The organism is Polynucleobacter sp. JS-Safj-400b-B2, from assembly GCF_018881975.1.
In the GTDB taxonomy this organism is placed as follows: Bacteria; Pseudomonadota; Gammaproteobacteria; order Burkholderiales; family Burkholderiaceae; genus Polynucleobacter.
The window spans coordinates 1-18,021 of the sequence record NZ_JACVPJ010000012.1 but is presented as its reverse complement, the minus strand read 5'-3'; the positions used below and the strand labels follow the sequence as shown (position 1 = coordinate 18,021).

The following is an 18,021-nucleotide window of genomic DNA, read 5'->3' as shown; positions in this document are numbered from 1 at the left end:
ATGTAAAGATAAAGGCCGCTATAAGCGGCCTTTTGAATTAAAGCTTACTAAATACAATAACTTAGATCAAATAGCTACTACGATCTCTGCCTTCAATCCACTTAGGCGCTTTACCGCGACCAGTCCAAGTTTCACCTGTAGATGGGTTACGGTATTTAGGAGCTACCTTGCCTCCAGCACTCTTAGCGCCAGCTTTACGACTGAATAAGTCTGAAGCATTTAATCCATACTGCTCAATAATGAGCTTTGCCTTGGCAATACCATCCGCCTTTTCATGGGCAATTGCTTCTTTAATCTGTTTATCCAACTGTTCGCGTTGGGCTAAAAGCTCTTTATAAGAAGGCATATTGTTTTCTATCTCCGAATAATAAGTTGATTTATACAGCCTATATTGACTGTATTAAGATTTGATTATATAGAAACTAATCTAACTCGCAATATTTATTAGTCAGATATTAACCTATATTTATTAGCACTAAATCAATTAAGGTTAATAAAAGACATAATCTTTATAATTACCATATTTAATTAAGGTGTTTTGGATTTTCTCAACATAAAGGTACCGCTCGATTTAGCGGTTATCTCCCCTGCTTCATTCAACACAATCGCCTCGCAGTAATTAATCGTTTTACCTGGTTTAAGGATAGTGCCCTCAACTATGATTTTGCCGATGCTGGGACGCAAGAAACTAACCGTCATATCGATGGTCATCGCACCCAAAGGAACCTCGGAAATACTTCTGGCTGCCGCTCCCATCGCAAAATCCAACAGGGTCATGATGACGCCGCCATGGGCAATCCCAAAACTATTTTCATACTCAGGTTTCAATTGCAGGCTAATACGTGACTTGCCATCTTTGGCAAACTCAGGAACTACACCCAAGTGAGCTAAAAAAGGGATCTTGAGCCCAAAATATTCAATGGATTTATCAATGCTTGTCATGGAGAGAAATTGTTTTAGAAATAAGGGGATGAATTTGAATGGTCGGGGCGAGAGGATTTGAACCTCCGACCACATGCACCCCATGCATGTACGCTACCAGGCTGCGCTACGCCCCGACGAAAGACAAAATTGTATCAGTAACTATTTAGAGAGAATCTGCAGGACAGCTTGCAATTCTTCACGCAGACGCAGGTCGCCGCGAGCTTCTTCTAGGCGATTGCGCGCACCACTGATCGTAAAACCCTCTTCATAAAGTAGTGAGCGGATTTTTCTAATCAAGACTACCTCGTGGTGCTGGTAATACCGACGGTTACCACGACGCTTTTGGGGGCTAAGCTGTGAAAACTCTTGCTCCCAGTAACGTAGTACATGTGAGCGAACACCGCAAAGATCCGCCACTTCACCAATCGTGAAATAACGCTTAGCGGGTATCGGAAGAAGTTGAGAGCTCAGCAGTGCTGAGCTGGCATCAAACTCGGTTTTCTCGAGCATGTGACTCCACTACATCTTTAAGCTTTTGACTTGCGTGAAAAGTAACAACGCGTCTCGCAGCAATCGGAATCATTTGGCCTGTCTTTGGATTTCGGCCAGGACGAGCCGACTTATTGCGCAACTGGAAATTGCCAAAACCAGAGATCTTAACTTCAACGCCCGCCTCAAGGGATTGGCCAATACGATCAAAGAACGCATCAATCATATCTTTTGCTTCGCGTTTGTTTAGTCCGACTTGATCAAAAAGAGCTTCAGAAAGCTCATTCTTGGTAACGGTATCGTTCGAAATCAATTCAGTCATTGCTAGTCTCTTTGGTAACTAATTAATTATCTGGTTTATGCCTAATATTAAACCTAGCGCAAACGGGCTGCGCACTTTTTTTCTACTGCACCCAATAAAGCTGCCATCACTGCATCAATTTGGGGATCTTGCAATGTTTCATTAGGGTTTAACAGGGTGACGCGGAAAGCCAAACTCTTCTCATCATCCGCCATGCTGCTTGATCCTGCCTTAGGCTTAAACTCATCAAAGAGTTCAATGTTGCGTACGAAGTTTTGTTTGCTAGCAGCCATTGCATCCAGTAATGATTGCGCTGAGACGCTTTGCTTTACCACTAAGGCAAGGTCACGTTGCACTGCTGGAAATTTACTCAACTCTTCAGGCACAGGTAAGCCAAGTTCACGAATCGGATCTAAATCTAATTCAAATAAGACTGGTGCTTGAGGCAACTCATAGGCTTGTTGTAATCCAGGGTGCAATTCACCAATCCAACCAATTGCAATATTGGACTTACCTGCTTTTAATAAAACTTGAGCTGAGCGACCTGGATGCAAGGCGGGATGCTGTGCAGCTTCAGTTACAAAATGCAGCGGATCTAAAACGCGCTCAAGGTCGCCCTTCACATCAAAGAAGTCGACTGCACGGGTTGCATTAGCCCATTGCTCGGGCACAAATGACCCATAAGCAAGACCGCCAATTTTTTGTGGCTGATAAAAGCCGGCTACCTTGCCAGCCTCTTCTTGAACGTTAGCGTCACGCTTGAATACACGACCAGTCTCAAACAGGCGGACACGCCCTGCTCCGCGGTTCAAATTAGCCTTGAGATTGCCCAATAAACCACCCCATAGGGTGCTACGCATGAAACCATATTGATTGGCGATCGGATTAAGCACCTTAATAAGGTCTTGTTCTTGTGCGCCTGCAAGACGCTGTTCACTCTCGAGATCGGTGAATCCAAAGTTCACTGCCTCTTGGTAGCCTTGCAAAGCTAAGCGCTGACGTAGCAAGTGAATACCGCGCTTCGCTTCCGCTTTAGCACTCATTTTCAATGAAGCAACAGGCGGTTGATCAGGAATATTTTCAAAGCCGTACATGCGTGCGACTTCTTCGATTAAATCTTCTTCAATCTCAATATCAAAACGATAGCTTGGAGGGGTTACAACAAATGCATCACCCTCTTGCTTGAATTCAAAACCAAGACGCTTAAATACGTCAGCAACGACATCACTAGTAAGCGGAATACCAATTACCTTCACAGCCCTAGCCAAACGCATTTTGACTGGCTTGCGCTCAGGTACATTCAATATCTGGTCATCTACTGGGCCAGCTTGACCACCGCAGACCTCAATAATTAAGGCACTGAGATACTCTAAGCAATTCACCGTATTTTGCGGGTCTACGCCACGTTCAAAACGGTGAGCTGCATCGGTGCTGAAATTAAAGCGACGGGCACGACCCTGAATTGCTGAAGGCAGCCAATAGGCTGCTTCAACATAGATATTTTGAGTGCTATCAGATACAGCGCAATGGTTGCCGCCCATAATGCCGGCCAATGCAACTGGACCAGTCTGGTCAGCAACTATGCCTGCGTCTTGAATCTTGCCTGCAGAGTCAGGGCCCTGCAAGGTGACTGTCTGACCATTCAAAAGCTCAAGGGTTTCACCTGCCTTAGCCCAACGAACAGTGATATCGCCATTTAACTTATCGATATCAAATACGTGGGTAGGTTGACCCATTTCTAACATTACATAATTGGAGAGATCCACCAAAGCAGAAATGCTTCTTTGGCCGGCGCGCGATAAACGCTGCACAATCCAGTCGGGCGTTTTAGCTTGTGGATTGACACTGCGAATCACACGTCCTGCAAAACGACCACAAAGCTCTTTATTTTCTACTATTACTTTGCGCTTATCGTCGATGGATACTGCTGGCGGAGTCCACTTTGGCGCGCAGAGTGCAGCACCTGTAATAGCAGAAACTTCTCTTGCCATACCCATCAATGAGAGGCAATCAGCTTTATTGGGGGTTAACTTAATAACGAAGATTTGATCATCAAGATCCAGATACTCACGAATATCTTTGCCAACTGGCGCATCCACAGGTAACTCTAAGATGCCTTCGTGATCATCGCCTAATCCAAGTTCGCGACCAGAGCACAGCATGCCTTGGCTTTCTACGCCACGCAGCTTACCTACTTTGATCATGAATGGCTTGCCGCCGACTTCGGCAGGAGGCAATTCAGCGCCAACCATAGCGCACGGAATCTTAATACCAGCACGCGCATTAGGCGCACCACAAACAATTTGTAACTCTTGACCAGTACCGGCGTCTACTTTACAAACACGTAAACGGTCTGCATCAGGATGTTGCTCTGCAGACAATATCTGCGCAATGACGATCTTAGTAAATGCAGGTGCTACTGAATGTTGCTCTTCAACTTCTAAACCGGCCATTGTCATTGCATGTCCAAGCGCATCACTATCGAGTGATGGGTTTACATACTGACGAAGCCAAGATTCAGAAAATTGCATAGCGCGATCTAAGATTTAGTAATGCTGATTTGGTTATGCGGGGAACTGCGCCAAGAAACGCAGATCATTTTCAAAGAAGAGACGTAAATCATCCACTCCGTAACGCAACATCGTTAAGCGCTCAAGACCAGATCCAAAAGCAAAACCGGTGTAACGCTCTGGGTCAATACCCATATTGCGCAATACATTTGGATGAACCTGGCCTGCTCCAGATATCTCCAACCAACGGCCGGCAAGCTTGCCGCTACCAAAGGCCATATCAATCTCCGCGGAAGGCTCTGTAAATGGGAAATACGATGGGCGGAAACGCACTTGTAATTCGTTCGTTTCAAAGAAGGTTCTCAAGAAGTCGGTATAAACACCCTTGAGATCTGCAAAAGAAACCGTTTCTGCAATCCAAAGACCTTCCACCTGATGGAACATCGGCGAATGCGTTGCATCGCTGTCTACACGATAGGTTCTGCCTGGCGCAATCACTTTGATTGGTGGCATAACATCAGCGTTAGCGTATTTCTTAACGTGCTCACTTGCATAGCGAACTTGAATGGGGCTGGTATGCGTACGCAATAACAAAGGCTTCTCATTAGAATCCTTGCCATCGATATAAAACGTATCCTGCATCGAACGTGCAGGATGATTCTCAGGACTATTTAAAGCGGTGAAATTAAACCAATCGGTTTCAATTTCAGGGCCGTCTGCTACATCAAAACCAATTGAGCGAAAGATCTCTTCAACACGCTCCCAGGTGCGCATCACTGGATGCAAGCTACCTACTGCTTGGCCACGGCCAGGCAAGGAAACATCGATAGACTCGGCCGCAAGACGTTGCATCAACACAGCATCAGCCAAAGCTTGGCGACGCTCTTGTAATGCAGCTTCTACTTGAGTTTTGATTTGATTAATTTGGGCGCCAGCACTCTTGCGTTCATCAGGCGACATTCCACCAAGCGCTTTTAAACGCTCAGTGAGAACACCTGACTTACCGAGATACTTGGCTTTCGCGTCCTCTAGAGCTGCCGCATCGGCAGCTCCGAGGAAATCACGTTTAGCATCCTCGACAATGTGGTCGAGAGAAACCATTGCAGCTTAGTTTAGAAAACTAAGATTAAGCTGCAGCGTTTACTACGGATTTGATCCGAGTAACCAAAGCAGCAAAAGCCGCTTTGTCAGCAATGGCCATATCAGAAAGTACTTTGCGGTCGAGTTCGATCGCAGCTTTCTTCATGCCATTCATGAATACGCTATAGGTCATGTCATGCTGACGAACTGCCGCGTTAATACGGGCAATCCACAATGCGCGGAATACACGTTTCTTATTGCGACGGTCACGATATGCATATTGACCAGCACGCATAACCGCTTGCTTAGCAATACGGAATACGTTCTTACGACGGCCACGGTAACCTGTAGCAGCATCGGTGATTTTCTTATGACGGGCTCTTGCTGTAACCCCACGTTTGACTCTTGGCATTTAATTCTCCTAATCTAGTCTGAGGTTAAGCGTATGGAAGCATGGAGCGAATTGACTTAACGTCAGCTTTCGCAACTTCTGTGGAACCACGGAGGTGACGCTTATTCTTTGTGGTCTTCTTGGTGAGGATGTGGCGTTTGAAAGCCTGTCCTCGTTTAATCGTTCCGCCTGCGCGAACCGTGAAGCGCTTTTTAGCGCTACTCTTGCTCTTCATCTTGGGCATAAAGCACCCCTTCAATTACTTGTGCAACATAGGTGGTAACCGACGGTTACTCTTCCTGTACCCAGAAGCACTTCAAACTACCGGCATCCTTAGTTATTCACTAAGAACACCTCCCTACATAAGAACCAGGTAGAACCTAGTTACTTAGCCTTACGAATGGGGGCTAATACCATCACCATCTGGCGGCCTTCCATTTTTGGAAACTGTTCGACTTGACCAAACTCAACGAGGTCCAACTTCAAACGCTCCAACATTCTGACTCCGATTTCTTGGTGGGCCATTTCACGACCCCGAAACCGCAGCGTAATCTTTGTCTTATCGCCATCTTCCAAAAAGCGGATTAGATTTCGTAGCTTTACACCATAGTCGCCATCGTCAGTACCAGGGCGGAACTTCACTTCCTTCACCTGAATTACTTTTTGCTTCAGCTTAGCTTCATGCATCCGCTTGGCTTCTTGGTATTTGAATTTGCCGAAGTCCATGATGCGGACTACAGGTGGCACAGCCGTAGGAGCAATTTCAACCAAATCGGTTTCTTTCTCTTCTGCTAAAGCCAAGGCTTCACTCAACTTAACTACACCGATGGGCTCCCCATCGATTCCAATCAAACGCACTTCAGGAGCAGTAATTTCCCGGTTAATGCGTTGCAATTTTTCAGTAGCGATCTTCTTAATTCCTTTAAAAATTCAATAACAAACCGTACAAATATCCACCTGAGCCCTAGCTAGGCTCGGGTCCGACTTTCTGGGATATATCCTGCTGGAGTCGGGCAACGAAGGCATCAAGAGGCATTACACCTAAATCCACTCCGCCACGGGCACGAACGGCCACCGTATTACTTTCAGATTCTTTATCACCTACAACTAGCAAAAATGGGATCTTCTGTAATGCGTGCTCGCGTATTTTATACGTAATTTTCTCGTTCCGCAAATCGGATTCAACTCTAAACCCTTGTTTTTTCAGTAATTGCTGCACTTTTTGTGCATATGCAGCAGAATTTCCGGAGATATTGAGCACTACAGCCTGGGTTGGAGCTAGCCAAACCGGCATGTTTCCAGCGTGATTTTCAATCAAAATGCCGATAAAACGCTCTAAAGAGCCCACAATTGCCCTATGAAGCATGACAGGGGTCTTGCGACTGTTGTCTTCAGCCACATATTCAGAACCCAAACGGGCTGGCATCGAGAAATCCACCTGAATCGTGCCGCACTGCCAAGTACGTCCAATCGAGTCCTTAAGGTGGTATTCAATCTTAGGACCGTAAAAAGCGCCTTCGCCTGGCAATTCTTCCCATTCTTGACCCGAAGCCTTTAAGGCTCCACGGAGGGCTTCTTCTGCTTTATCCCAAATCGCATCATCACCAACGCGCTTTGCTGGACGCAAGGCTAACTTCACAGCCACTTCAGTAAATCCAAAATCTTGATACACGGCGCGTACTGCTTTATCAAAGTTGGCCACTTCAGACTGAATTTGATCTTCTGTACAGAAAATATGACCATCGTCTTGCGTGAAACCACGCACACGCATCAAACCATGCAATGCACCTGATGGTTCATTACGATGACATTGTCCAAACTCACCAAAACGTAATGGCAGTTCGCGATAGCTATGCAAACCAGAGTTATAAATTTGAACGTGACCTGGGCAGTTCATCGGCTTTAATGCATAAGCACGATTCTCCGACTCAGTCGTAAACATATTTTCTTTATAGTTTTCCCAGTGACCAGATTTCTCCCAAAGCGCACGATCCAAAATCTGTGGCGCCTTGACTTCTTGGTAGCCTTCTTGCTGATACACGCGACGCATGTATTGCTCAACCTCTTGCCAAATTGACCATCCCTTTGGATGCCAGAAAATTAAACCTGGTGCTTCTTCCTGGAAATGAAATAAATCAAGTTGCTTACCAAGGCGACGATGGTCGCGCTTCTCAGACTCTTCAAGCATATGTAAGTAAGCGTCTTGATCTTCTTTGCGAAGCCATGCTGTGCCGTAAATCCGCTGCAGCATCTCATTCTTGCTATCGCCACGCCAGTAAGCGCCTGCAAGCTTCATCAGCTTAAATACCTTGAGCTTCCCAGTAGATGGCACGTGCGGGCCGCGACATAAATCGGTGAACTTGCCTTCAGCGTACAAAGAAACATCTTCGCCCTGCGGAATGCTGGCAATCAATTCTGCTTTGTAGTTTTCCCCTTGCTTCTTGAAAAACTCAACTGCATCATCGCGCGGCATTACGGTACGAGTCACTGGCTCATCTTTTTTAGCGAGCTCAGTCATTTTCTTTTCTAAAGCGACTAAGTCATCTGGAGTAAATGTGCGGTGGTAAGAGAAGTCATAGTAAAAACCATTCTCGATTACTGGTCCAATTGTTACTTGCGCTTCTGGGAATAATTCTTTTACTGCGTAAGCCAATAAGTGTGCTGTGGAGTGACGCACAATCTCGAGCGCCTCTGGACTCTTGTCAGTGATGATAGCTAACTGACTATCTTTGTCGATTACAAAACTGGTATCGACCATCTTGCCGTCGACGATGCCACCTAAAGCAGCTTTTGCAAGACCACTACCAATGCTTTGCGCAACATCTGCAACACGAACTGGGGCCTCAAACTCACGTTTTGATCCATCGGGTAGAGTAACTACAAGCATGACGACTCCATCTTATTTACTAAACTTCCGTTTTACTTCGATGACCTAAAAATAAAGCGCGGTAGCTTTTGGGCAACCGCGCTTTGGGTCCTATTCGTTGGTAGGCTCGATTGGACTCGAACCAACGACCCCCACCATGTCAAGGTGGTGCTCTAACCAGCTGAGCTACGAGCCTATACAGCCATAGAGTTTATCACCGGCGGCGTACTTGGGTGACCCCTTTAACCTCTTCTAGGCTATTTTGAACCAGTCGAAGCACTTCTGAATCCTTTACCTCAATCGTTAAAAGGATCTGGGCAAGACCTTTTTTAGCCGATTTACGTAGATCGATGACATGGACGCCTTGACGGGTCAGAATCTCAAAGAGCTCCCTCATTAACTCAGGACGGTCTAAGCCTATCACCACTAAATCCGCTGGAAATACGCGTTTTTGCTCTTGATTAGCCACCGGATCTGCAGCCGAAGCTGTCCAGGCCGTTTGAATTACTCGCTCCGGCGCCCTTTCGAGAAGACCTCTAAATGTTTTGCAGGAGCGACGATGAATCGAAACGCCTCTACCTTGTGTCACAAATCCCGCAATGGCGTCAGGTGGAACGGGTCTGCAGCAACGCGCCAACTGCGTTAGCAACGAATCTACCCCAACCACTAAAACATCACCACCCCGCCCCGCTTTATGACTGCTATGACGTAAAACGATTTCTGGTGTCGCTGGTTTTATTTCTGGATTTGACTCAGCCTTGTTATCAACAACCTTAGCAGGCTGACCAGCTTCCTCGTCATCAAGGGCATTGAACCAGGCCCGCACTCGTTGACGTGCCCTTTGCGAGCGAACATAGTGTTTATCGGGGCTGATCCAATCTCGTGATGGTCCACCATGTTTGACAGCAATGATCTCGATGGTCTGGCCATTCTTCAATGCCGTCTCAAGAGGCACCATTGCACCATCTACCCGAGCACCCCTACAGCGATGACCCAGGTTGGTATGAACTGCATAAGCAAAATCAATTGGTGTAGAACCCTTTTCCAGAGAGATTACTTTTCCTAGGGGGGTGAGCACGTAAATATGATCATCTATCTCATGGTGCTTGAGCCGCTCCCAAGCGTCTTCTTTCCAGGAGATGAGCTGACGGGCCCAAGCAATTTGCCGCTCGTAGGCTTCCTCTGCGCTATGCGTGCCTTGTTGATGATTGACGTTAGGCTTATTCGTTTTTGCAGGATTAGGCGGAGTTGCTATACCAACATAAGCACCCTCTTTATATCGCCAATGGGCAGCTAAACCATACTCAGCCTGCTGATGCATTTCTTGTGTACGTACCTGAATTTCAAATGCCGTACCGTCATCATTCATCACTACAGTATGCAAAGATTGATATCCGTTAGGCTTAGGACGAGCGATGTAATCGTCAAACTCTCTTGGCACTGGTTGCCAAACGTTATGGACAATTCCTAATACGGCATAACAGGATTTGACATCATCAACCAATACCCGAAATGCTCGGACATCATAAAGATTTGCAAAGTCTAATGCTTTGCCTTCCATCTTTTTCCAAATACTGTAAATATGTTTTGGCCTACCAAGCACTTCACCCTCAATCTGCGCTGCTTTTAGTTCGCCCTGTAGCTGCAAGACAATTTGATCGATAAATGATTGACGCTCAATCCGTTTCGCATCCAACATTGTGGCAATGTCACGATAAGTCTGGGGAGATAAGGCTCGGAATGCCAAATCCTCCATCTCCCACTTCATTTGCCAAATACCCAACCGGTTGGCTAGTGAAGCATCAATATTTAGAATCTCTTGCGCCCACGGAGCGGGCATCTCTATCTTTTCCTGTGTAATCCAGCGCAAGGTCTGCAAGCGGGATGCGAGGTAAATGAGAACTACTCGCAGATCATCACCAAATGCCAATAGCATTTTTCGCAACATTTCTTCTTGGCCGGTGACACTTAAACCACCATCATCACGCACCAACTTACCTTGCGCTTGACGCAAGCCACGATAACCAATGAGTAATTTTGCAGATTCCTCACCAATCAGTTTAATGAGCGCCTCTTTACCATGCGTGCGAGCAATGTTACTTGCTGCAGTTAATGTAGCTTCATCTAAATTAAGGGTTTGCAGTATTTGCGAAACACCAGCCGAGTGCAGCTCAGCTGGCTCCCCATACCAGGCGTCTTGAAATAGCGCTACTTTTTCTGATTGAGGGGAAGCGTTTGCCATTGGCAACTAAAAATAATTAACCGAAGAACTCTTTTGCTAAAGCAATTTGCTCTGTCTTTACAAATGCAGGCGCATGACCCACATTAGGAATCTCAATACTGCGTGCATAAGGATTAACTTTGCACATCTCTGCAACAGTTGCTGCTGACAGCAGGTCTGAATCACCACCACGCACGATCAACATCGGAATATGGATTTGTTTAAAGGCGTGCCACATTGCCATCTCGCCGGCTTTTGCCATGATCGGATTAACAGAGGCAAATGGCACAGCGATATCAGGGTCGTAATGCATGATCCATTTACCATCCTTCTGAATCAACATGGGGCCGTTATAAGTCTCCCACTCCTCTGCAGTGTGGTCACCAAAAGTGGCACAGATTTCATTTAAGCGCTGGAGTGCGTGCGTGCGATCTGCAAAAGTAAATGGTTGCCCTACGTACGAACCTAGACGCTTAATTGCCTCCGGTTCAATCTTTGGACCCACATCATTGATGATCATTCTACGAATCGGAGAGTTAGACATTGCGGCATACACCATGCCAATTAATCCGCCCATAGAAGTGCCTAACCAATCAACTTGTGACACACCCAACTTCTTAACCAGCGCAGCAATATCGGCAACATACTGTGGGACCGCATATAGCATTGGGTTAGTTAAGCGATCTGATTTACCTCTTCCAACTATGTCTGGACAAACAACGTAATAGTCCTTGCACATCGCCTTTGCAAGAGTCTCAAAGTCACTGCCTCGTCTTGTTAGGCCATGAACACACAGCAATACCTTATTGCCGGGGTTTCCCCAAGCGTGATAAGCCATGCGGTGTTTTTCATCTCCGCTAGTGCAATCTACAAAGAAAGTGTCGCCATCATGAAATACATTTGCTGCCTGAGCTTCATTATGAATTTCATGGTCTGCATGACCATGCTCGTGATCATGCTCATCGCCAACCTCCTCTGGTTGTAGTGTCACATGATCAATGCCGTGCTCATTTAAGAGCATCGCATTAATTCTGGCCATAATTTCTGGCCACTCTTGCATCTCGGCGATTTCAATATGGCCGATCAAGGCTGGGAAACTAGGCGTCATCTCCCACACGTGCAGATCATGTACTGCTAGCACACCTGGAATATTCTTCAAATCAGTGCCTACTTGTAAGTAGTCAATGTGAAGCGGTACGCCTTCCATCAAGAAGTGATAAGACTCATGAAGAATAGAGATGGTGGATTTCAGAATAAGGAGTGAGACCAAAATAGAGAGGATGGCATCGATTGGCATCCAGCCTGTCAGCTGAATCACGACACCTGCAATCAATGCTGCCACAGAGCCCAATAGATCACCCATCACATGGACTAAGGCAGCACGAGTATTAACACTCTTCTTGTCTCGCGATAACACCCAAGCCACTACGATATTCATTAGCAAGCCAATAGCAGCTACAACCGTAACTGTAAAGCCATCTACTTTATGAGGATCATAGAAGCGACTAATTGCCTCAATAACAATCCACACTACTAAAGCAAGCATCGCAATACTATTTACAAAAGCAGCTAGCGCTTCAGCGCGTCCAAAACCAAAGGAATGTTTTGGAGATGGTGGACGACGAGAAATAATTTGCGCTAATAACGCCAATCCTAGAGCTGCTGCATCGGTCACCATGTGACCCGCATCTGATATCAAAGCTAGTGAATTGGCAAAATAGGCTGCAGCGCCCTCAACCCCTGAAAAACCTAAGGTCAATACTAAGGCAATTAATAGAAGGTTTTGATTGGAAACTTGCTTGCTGTGGGTATGCTGCGCATCGCCCTTTTTATGGGCATGTAAGGAAGGATCTGCCCCAGATTGATTCTGGGGCTTAGATGGCCTCGAGTGAAAATGATGGGAGCCCGACATGGTGAACCCATTATTCCATTAATTGATAAAACCTATTAAAAACCTGTTGTGTCAACAGGGGCTCCCGTTTTAGCAATGACTTCTTCCTTAGTCACGCCTGGAGCCAATTCAACTAACTTCAAACCTTTAGGAGTGATATCAAGAACACACAAATCGGTGATGATCTGGCTAATTACACCTACCCCGGTCAAAGGCAAGGTGCACTTCGGCAAAATCTTCAGCTCTTCCGTACCATCTTTTTTCTTAGCAACGTGCTCCATCAACACAACAACGTGCTTTACGCCTGCAACTAAATCCATTGCACCGCCCATACCCTTAACCATTTTTCCCGGAATCATCCAGTTAGCTAAGTCGCCATGTTCGCTTACCTGCATTGCACCCAAGATTGCGATGTTGATTTTGCCACCACGAATCATGCCGAATGAATCAGCAGAAGAAAAGATTGATGAGCCAGGCAAAGTCGTAATCGTTTGCTTGCCAGCATTGATTAAGTCAGCATCAATGGTTTCTTCGGTTGGAAATGGTCCAATACCTAATAACCCATTTTCAGATTGCAGCCACACTTCCATATCTTTTGGTACGTGATTGGCTACCAATGTAGGCATACCAATGCCCAAATTCACGTAATAACCGTCTTTTAATTCTTTAGCAGCACGTGCTGCCATCTCATCTCTAGTCCAAGGCATCTCAATCTTCCTAAATATTCTGTTCTATTGCTGTTCTATGGCTTTACTGTTAGGGGAATTACGCTTTTGCAGTCAAAGTACGCTGCTCGATACGCTTTTCTGGCGTCTTATGAAGCACCAAGCGATGCACATAGATACCAGGCGTATGAATCTCATCAGGATGCAGGTGGCCGTTCTCAACAATCTCCTCTACCTCTGCAACAGTAATCTTGCCAGCCATTGCAACTACTGGATTGAAGTTACGTGCTGTGTAGCGATAGACCAAGTTGCCAGACTTATCCGCCTTCCAAGCTTTTACTAAAGAGATATCGGAAATGATTGAACGCTCCATGATGTATTTCTCACCATCGAATTCTTTTTCCTCTTTGCCTTCAGCAACTAAAGTGCCCACACCAGTTTTTGTGTAGAAAGCAGGAATACCGCAACCACCGGCACGTAATTTTTCAGCCAAAGTACCTTGTGGCGTGAACTCCAACTCCAATTCACCAGCTAAGTACTGTCGCTCGAATTCTTTGTTCTCACCAACATAGGAGGCAACCATCTTTTTCACTTGACGTGAATTGAGCAACAAGCCCAAGCCAAAACCATCTACACCAGCATTGTTAGCAATTGCGGTGAGGTTCTGAGCGCCCAGATCCTTAACCGCTTGAATTAAAGCTTCTGGAATGCCACAAAGACCAAAACCGCCAACAGCCAATTTTTGTCCGTCTTTTAAGATATCCCGCAAGGCATCTACTGCCGATGGGTAAGTTTTATTCATTACTTTTGTCCTAATATTGCCAAAATGGGTAGAAAAGTAATCATAACGCTTCAGACCCAACGATCAAGGCCGTCTTGGCACTAAATTGGTTTTTGACAGTTAGAACTAAACTATTAGGGCTTAAATGCCCTATTTTTGAGAAATTTCGGAGAAATTGTATGAATGCAGCAGAGCTGGTTGAGCAATTTGGACCCAGAGATTCCATGGACTATGACCTAGTCATTGTTGGGGGTGGTCCTGCAGGTTTGTCGGCCGCCATTAAAGCCAAGCAATTGGCTAGCGCCTCCGGAAAAGAAATTAGCGTTTGCGTTCTAGAAAAGGGTTCTGAAATCGGAGCCCACATTCTTTCTGGCGCTGTTATGGATCCGAAAGCACTTACTGAGCTATTTCCAAACTGGAAAGAACTGGGTGCACCACTCGATACGCCGGTAACGCAAGATCAATTTCTATTTTTAACTAGCGATAACTCATACCAGGTTCCAAACTGGATTTTGCCGCACTGCTTTAAGAATGAAGGCAACTATATTGTCAGTCTTGCTAACGTGACCCGTTGGTTGGGGCAACAAGCTGAGAACCTTGGTGTAGAAATTTTCCCCGGCTTTCCGGCCGCAGAAATTCTTTATAACGAGCAAGGCGCAGTCTGTGGCGTGATTACCGGCTCAATGGGTTTGAATAAAGAAGGTAATCCAACCGATCAGTTTCAGCTTGGCATGGAATTACGTGGCAAGTACACCCTCTTTGCTGAAGGCGCACGTGGTCATCTTGGCAAGCAGCTCATTTCCAAATTTGCATTAGACAAAGATGCGGATCCACAGAGCTATGGCATTGGTATTAAAGAGCTCTGGGAAGTAGAGCCGTCTAAGAGCAATCCTGGTCTTGTTGTACACACTGCAGGCTGGCCATTAGAAAGCGATACCTATGGCGGTTCATTCCTCTACCACCTTGGTGACAATAAAGTTGCCGTTGGTTTGGTGGTTGGACTTTCCTATAAGAACCCTTACCTCTCCCCCTTTGAAGAATTCCAACGCTATAAGCTTCACCCAAGGATCCGTGAAACATTTGAAGGTGGCAAACGTATTTCTTATGGAGCTCGCGCCTTAACCGCTGGTGGATTAAATAGTCTCCCCAAAACAGTATTTCCTGGGGGCGCCCTGATTGGATGCGATGCGGGCTTCCTAAATGCCTCACGCATTAAGGGAAGCCATGCGGCGATTAAGACCGGCATGCTTGCTGCTGAAGCTGCGGTAGCTGCTATTAATGAAAACCGCTCTGGGGATGTTTTGTCTGCATACCCTACTGCATTCCAAAACAGTTGGTTGCATACCGAACTCAATCAAGCGCGCAACTTCAAGCCATGGATGTCTAAAGGCCTCTATCTCGGTACATTGATGGTGGGATTGGAGCAAAAGGTTTTGGGCGGCAATATGCCATGGACTGTGCATTTAAAACACGCCGATCATGAATGCTTAGAGCCAGCAGCACAGCACAAGCCAATTGACTATCCAAAGCCAGATGGCAAGATTACTTTTGATCGCCTATCCTCTGTATTTATCTCCAACACCAATCACGCTGAGAATCAACCGATTCACTTAACCCTGAAAAATGATTCTGTGCCGGTAGATATCAACCTCAAAACCTATGCAGGCCCAGAGCAACGCTACTGCCCTGCCGGAGTGTATGAGTATGTAGAAACGGATGGTAAGCCTCGTTTGCAAATTAATTCGCAAAACTGTGTGCATTGCAAAACTTGTGACATTAAAGACCCAACTCAAAATATTGTCTGGGTTACCCCTGAGGGTGGGGGTGGCCCTAACTACGCATCCATGTGAGGTAATGTCATACAGCAAACCTCGGTCATATACCGGGGTTTTTCATCTCAACACAAAAAAATAAATAGCGGTATATTGAAGTCATGATGATCCTACACACAATGCTGCGCGTCGGCGACCTTAATCGCTCCATTGATTTCTACACCAAAGTATTGGGTATGAACTTACTACGTACGACTGAGCGTCCCGAGCAAAAATACTCACTCGCCTTTGTTGGTTTTGGTAAAGGGAATGGTGATGGTCAGTCTGAGATTGAGCTTACCTACAACCATGGCGTTCAGTCCTATGACCTAGGTACAGCCTACGGACATATCGCAATAGAAGTTCCCGATGCCTATGCTGCTTGTGCTTCCATCAAGGCAGTTGGAGGCAATGTCACTCGTGAAGCTGGGCCCGTGGCTGGCGGAGATACCATCATTGCTTTTGTAACCGATCCTGATGGCTACAAAATAGAGCTCATTCAGCGCTAATCGTGGCAGGGCCCGATTCGTTTCGATTAGAAATAGTTGATCGCTTAAGCGATATCCCCTGTAGCGACTGGAACGCCTTGCTTCCTGCAGACGCAGGGCCATTTCTTCGCCATGAGTTTCTCAGTGCGCTAGAGGAAACTGGCTGCGTTGGAGCTAATACTGGTTGGCAAGTAGCTCACCTACTTCTAAAAGATAGCGGCCAGCTCATTGGCGCAATGCCCCTATATTTGAAGCAACACTCCTACGGAGAATTTGTCTTCGACTGGTCTTGGGCACAGGCCTATGAGCAACAAGGCATGCAGTATTTCCCGAAAGCGCTTTGCGCCATTCCGTTTACACCAGTTCAAGGCTCAAGGATTTTGAGCGCCAGAGATATAGATGCTGATTTAGTAAAGCAACAATTAATCATAGGCTTGAAGACTTTAGTTCTGCAAAATAATCTATCTTCAGCACATGTCTTATTTCCCCATGCTTCAGAAGCAAAGGGACTCGAGGATCAGGGGTTCATGTTGCGAGACTCGGTGCAATTTCATTGGCATAACCAAGGCTTTGAAAATTTCGAGCAATTTTTAGCAGTCCTCACTATGAAGCGCCGCAAGAATATTCGACGCGAACGAGAACAGGTAGCACGAGAGCGGATTACTTTTAGACATGTACCAGGGATATCTTCAACCAATGCCGATTGGGAATTCTTTTATCGCTGTTACGCAAACACTTACTTAGAGCATAGATCTAGTCCCTATCTTAATGAGACATTCTTGAAGTTATGGGCACAGCGTATGCCTGAAAACTTACATCTCATCATTGCAGAGCGCAATGAAAATCCGATTGCAGCATCTTTGCTAGTTGTTGACCCCACAAGCTCTAAGGCTTATGGCAGATATTGGGGTGCAATCGAACATATACTCTGCTTGCACTTTGAAACCGCCTACTACCAAGCAATTGAATATTGCATCTCTAATGAGATTCAAACCTTTGAAGGTGGCGCACAAGGCGAACACAAGATGGCGCGCGGCTTCTTGCCAACAACTATTCAATCCGCCCATTTTATTGCGGATCCTCAGTTTGCCAAAGCCGTACAACACTTTCTAGATCGCGAACACCAAGGAATCGGAGCTTATGTTGATGAGCTCGCCGAGCACAGTCCTTTGAAATCGTCTAAAGTACAGCCATGAATTCTGAAGACACCAAATCTATTGTGCAAGATGGCTCGCACTCCCTCTCAACCGGGGATGCAGACTCTGACTCACCGTGTATTGGTGTATGCACCACCCTTTACGACGAGATCTGCCAAGGCTGTGGAAGAACGCTTGGCGAGGTAAGTAATTGGGTATTCTTCTCGCAAGAAGAAAAAGATTCTGTATGGCAGCGCATTCGTGCAGAAGGTACTGCAACCAGATTTCAGAGGCAGGCAAAAAAACTCTAAATCCATTGACGGTTGAATGGCTCTTATCGACCTTGGATTCAACCGGTCAACGCAACAGATTGGGCAAAACGTTCTGCCGGTGTTTGATAGTTTAGTGTCTTTCTAGGGCGCTCATTCAGTTTCCTAGCTATGGCATTAAGCTTAGCCTGTGAGTAA

The 18,021-nt window shown here is 46.1% G+C and carries 18 protein-coding genes, 2 tRNA genes and 1 pseudogene; 4 read left to right on the top strand and 17 right to left on the bottom strand.

The features are described 5' to 3' along the window. Positions 1-61 precede the first annotated feature (61 nt). The 16 genes from ICN48_RS11100 to ICN48_RS11025 form a co-directional block, all read right to left on the bottom strand. Positions 62-346 (bottom strand): H-NS family nucleoid-associated regulatory protein, encoded by a 285-nt coding sequence (locus ICN48_RS11100; RefSeq protein WP_216153753.1) that lies wholly within the window; start codon positions 344-346, stop codon positions 62-64. A gap of 182 nt (positions 347-528) precedes the next feature. After that, positions 529-942, bottom strand: a complete 414-nt coding sequence (locus ICN48_RS11095; RefSeq protein ID WP_216153752.1) for a PaaI family thioesterase — start codon at positions 940-942, stop codon at positions 529-531. A gap of 39 nt (positions 943-981) precedes the next feature. Then, a tRNA-Pro gene (locus tag ICN48_RS11090) sits at positions 982-1,058 on the bottom strand. A 25-nt stretch (positions 1,059-1,083) separates the two neighbouring features. After that, positions 1,084-1,434 carry a MerR family transcriptional regulator gene (locus ICN48_RS11085; RefSeq protein ID WP_216153751.1) on the bottom strand — a complete coding sequence of 117 codons (351 nt, stop codon included), beginning with the start codon at positions 1,432-1,434 and terminating at the stop codon, positions 1,084-1,086. Then, entirely contained in the window at positions 1,412-1,735 is a 324-nt protein-coding gene (locus ICN48_RS11080) for an integration host factor subunit alpha (protein WP_215392528.1), read from the bottom strand. The genes ICN48_RS11085 and ICN48_RS11080 overlap by 23 nt, the downstream gene beginning before the upstream one ends. 53 nt (positions 1,736-1,788) lie before the next feature. Next, positions 1,789-4,245, bottom strand: a complete 2,457-nt coding sequence (pheT, locus tag ICN48_RS11075; RefSeq protein ID WP_216153750.1) for a phenylalanine--tRNA ligase subunit beta — start codon at positions 4,243-4,245, stop codon at positions 1,789-1,791. Positions 4,246-4,278: 33 nt separating this feature from the next. After that, positions 4,279-5,325: a phenylalanine--tRNA ligase subunit alpha gene (pheS, locus tag ICN48_RS11070; protein WP_216153749.1), complete on the bottom strand. Its 1,047-nt coding sequence runs from the start codon at positions 5,323-5,325 to the stop codon at positions 4,279-4,281. 25 nt (positions 5,326-5,350) lie between these two features. Continuing rightward, the gene (rplT, locus tag ICN48_RS11065) at positions 5,351-5,716 is read right to left on the bottom strand and encodes a 50S ribosomal protein L20 (RefSeq protein ID WP_011902675.1); all 366 of its coding nucleotides are present in this window, start codon (positions 5,714-5,716) and stop codon (positions 5,351-5,353) included. 25 nt (positions 5,717-5,741) lie between these two features. Then, positions 5,742-5,939, bottom strand: a complete 198-nt coding sequence (gene rpmI / locus ICN48_RS11060) for a 50S ribosomal protein L35 (RefSeq protein WP_011902674.1) — start codon at positions 5,937-5,939, stop codon at positions 5,742-5,744. Positions 5,940-6,079: 140 nt separating this feature from the next. After that, positions 6,080-6,604 (bottom strand): translation initiation factor IF-3, encoded by a 525-nt coding sequence (gene infC / locus ICN48_RS11055; protein ID WP_216153784.1) that lies wholly within the window; start codon positions 6,602-6,604, stop codon positions 6,080-6,082. Positions 6,605-6,659: 55 nt separating this feature from the next. Then, positions 6,660-8,582 carry a threonine--tRNA ligase gene (thrS, locus tag ICN48_RS11050; RefSeq protein WP_216153748.1) on the bottom strand — a complete coding sequence of 641 codons (1,923 nt, stop codon included), beginning with the start codon at positions 8,580-8,582 and terminating at the stop codon, positions 6,660-6,662. Between the two features lie 98 nt (positions 8,583-8,680). Next, positions 8,681-8,757, bottom strand: a tRNA-Val gene (locus ICN48_RS11045). A gap of 18 nt (positions 8,758-8,775) precedes the next feature. Next, positions 8,776-10,803 carry a bifunctional (p)ppGpp synthetase/guanosine-3',5'-bis(diphosphate) 3'-pyrophosphohydrolase gene (locus ICN48_RS11040; RefSeq protein WP_216153747.1) on the bottom strand — a complete coding sequence of 676 codons (2,028 nt, stop codon included), beginning with the start codon at positions 10,801-10,803 and terminating at the stop codon, positions 8,776-8,778. Positions 10,804-10,819: 16 nt separating this feature from the next. Further along, on the bottom strand, positions 10,820-12,694 hold the full coding sequence (locus tag ICN48_RS14120; RefSeq protein ID WP_216153746.1) for an alpha/beta fold hydrolase: 1,875 nt from the start codon (positions 12,692-12,694) through the stop codon (positions 10,820-10,822). 35 nt (positions 12,695-12,729) lie between these two features. Further along, complete coding sequence (locus tag ICN48_RS11030; protein ID WP_216153745.1) at positions 12,730-13,380, bottom strand: CoA transferase subunit B; 651 nt, start codon at positions 13,378-13,380, stop codon at positions 12,730-12,732. A gap of 58 nt (positions 13,381-13,438) precedes the next feature. Then, positions 13,439-14,140: a CoA transferase subunit A gene (locus tag ICN48_RS11025; protein WP_216153744.1), complete on the bottom strand. Its 702-nt coding sequence runs from the start codon at positions 14,138-14,140 to the stop codon at positions 13,439-13,441. A gap of 158 nt (positions 14,141-14,298) precedes the next feature. Here ICN48_RS11025 and ICN48_RS11020 point away from each other — a divergent pair, with 158 nt between their 5' ends. The 4 genes from ICN48_RS11020 (at position 14,299) to ICN48_RS11005 (ending at position 17,865) form a co-directional block, all read left to right on the top strand. Beyond that, positions 14,299-15,969: an electron transfer flavoprotein-ubiquinone oxidoreductase gene (locus ICN48_RS11020; RefSeq protein ID WP_216153743.1), complete on the top strand. Its 1,671-nt coding sequence runs from the start codon at positions 14,299-14,301 to the stop codon at positions 15,967-15,969. An 83-nt stretch (positions 15,970-16,052) separates the two neighbouring features. After that, positions 16,053-16,439 (top strand): lactoylglutathione lyase, encoded by a 387-nt coding sequence (gloA, locus tag ICN48_RS11015; protein WP_216153742.1) that lies wholly within the window; start codon positions 16,053-16,055, stop codon positions 16,437-16,439. Between the two features lie 2 nt (positions 16,440-16,441). Next, positions 16,442-17,614: a GNAT family N-acetyltransferase gene (locus ICN48_RS11010; protein ID WP_216153741.1), complete on the top strand. Its 1,173-nt coding sequence runs from the start codon at positions 16,442-16,444 to the stop codon at positions 17,612-17,614. After that, a complete protein-coding gene (locus ICN48_RS11005) occupies positions 17,611-17,865 on the top strand; it encodes a DUF1289 domain-containing protein (RefSeq protein ID WP_216153740.1) in 255 nt (84 codons plus the stop codon). The genes ICN48_RS11010 and ICN48_RS11005 overlap by 4 nt, the downstream gene beginning before the upstream one ends. 38 nt (positions 17,866-17,903) lie before the next feature. Here the strand turns inward: ICN48_RS11005 and ICN48_RS11000 are convergent. Beyond that, a pseudogene (locus ICN48_RS11000) lies at positions 17,904-18,021 on the bottom strand (IS30 family transposase); the annotation flags it as partial.

Excerpts from the sequence above, each read along its gene's own strand:
- pheT (WP_216153750.1), bottom strand. The coding sequence starts at position 4,245 with ATGCAATTTTCTGAATCTTGGCTTCGTCAGTATGTAAACCCATCACTC.
- pheS (WP_216153749.1), bottom strand. The coding sequence starts at position 5,325 with ATGGTTTCTCTCGACCACATTGTCGAGGATGCTAAACGTGATTTCCTC.
- ICN48_RS11100 (WP_216153753.1), bottom strand. The coding sequence starts at position 346 with ATGCCTTCTTATAAAGAGCTTTTAGCCCAACGCGAACAGTTGGATAAA.
- ICN48_RS14120 (WP_216153746.1), bottom strand. The coding sequence starts at position 12,694 with ATGTCGGGCTCCCATCATTTTCACTCGAGGCCATCTAAGCCCCAGAAT.
- ICN48_RS11040 (WP_216153747.1), bottom strand. The coding sequence starts at position 10,803 with ATGGCAAACGCTTCCCCTCAATCAGAAAAAGTAGCGCTATTTCAAGAC.
- thrS (WP_216153748.1), bottom strand. The coding sequence starts at position 8,582 with ATGCTTGTAGTTACTCTACCCGATGGATCAAAACGTGAGTTTGAGGCC.
- ICN48_RS11025 (WP_216153744.1), bottom strand. The coding sequence starts at position 14,140 with ATGAATAAAACTTACCCATCGGCAGTAGATGCCTTGCGGGATATCTTA.
- ICN48_RS11005 (WP_216153740.1), top strand. The coding sequence starts at position 17,611 with ATGAATTCTGAAGACACCAAATCTATTGTGCAAGATGGCTCGCACTCC.
- ICN48_RS11020 (WP_216153743.1), top strand. The coding sequence starts at position 14,299 with ATGAATGCAGCAGAGCTGGTTGAGCAATTTGGACCCAGAGATTCCATG.
- rplT (WP_011902675.1), bottom strand. The coding sequence starts at position 5,716 with ATGCCAAGAGTCAAACGTGGGGTTACAGCAAGAGCCCGTCATAAGAAA.
- ICN48_RS11095 (WP_216153752.1), bottom strand. The coding sequence starts at position 942 with ATGACAAGCATTGATAAATCCATTGAATATTTTGGGCTCAAGATCCCT.
- ICN48_RS11030 (WP_216153745.1), bottom strand. The coding sequence starts at position 13,380 with ATGCCTTGGACTAGAGATGAGATGGCAGCACGTGCTGCTAAAGAATTA.
- ICN48_RS11080 (WP_215392528.1), bottom strand. The coding sequence starts at position 1,735 with ATGACTGAATTGATTTCGAACGATACCGTTACCAAGAATGAGCTTTCT.
- ICN48_RS11085 (WP_216153751.1), bottom strand. The coding sequence starts at position 1,434 with ATGCTCGAGAAAACCGAGTTTGATGCCAGCTCAGCACTGCTGAGCTCT.
- rpmI (WP_011902674.1), bottom strand. The coding sequence starts at position 5,939 with ATGCCCAAGATGAAGAGCAAGAGTAGCGCTAAAAAGCGCTTCACGGTT.
- gloA (WP_216153742.1), top strand. The coding sequence starts at position 16,053 with ATGATGATCCTACACACAATGCTGCGCGTCGGCGACCTTAATCGCTCC.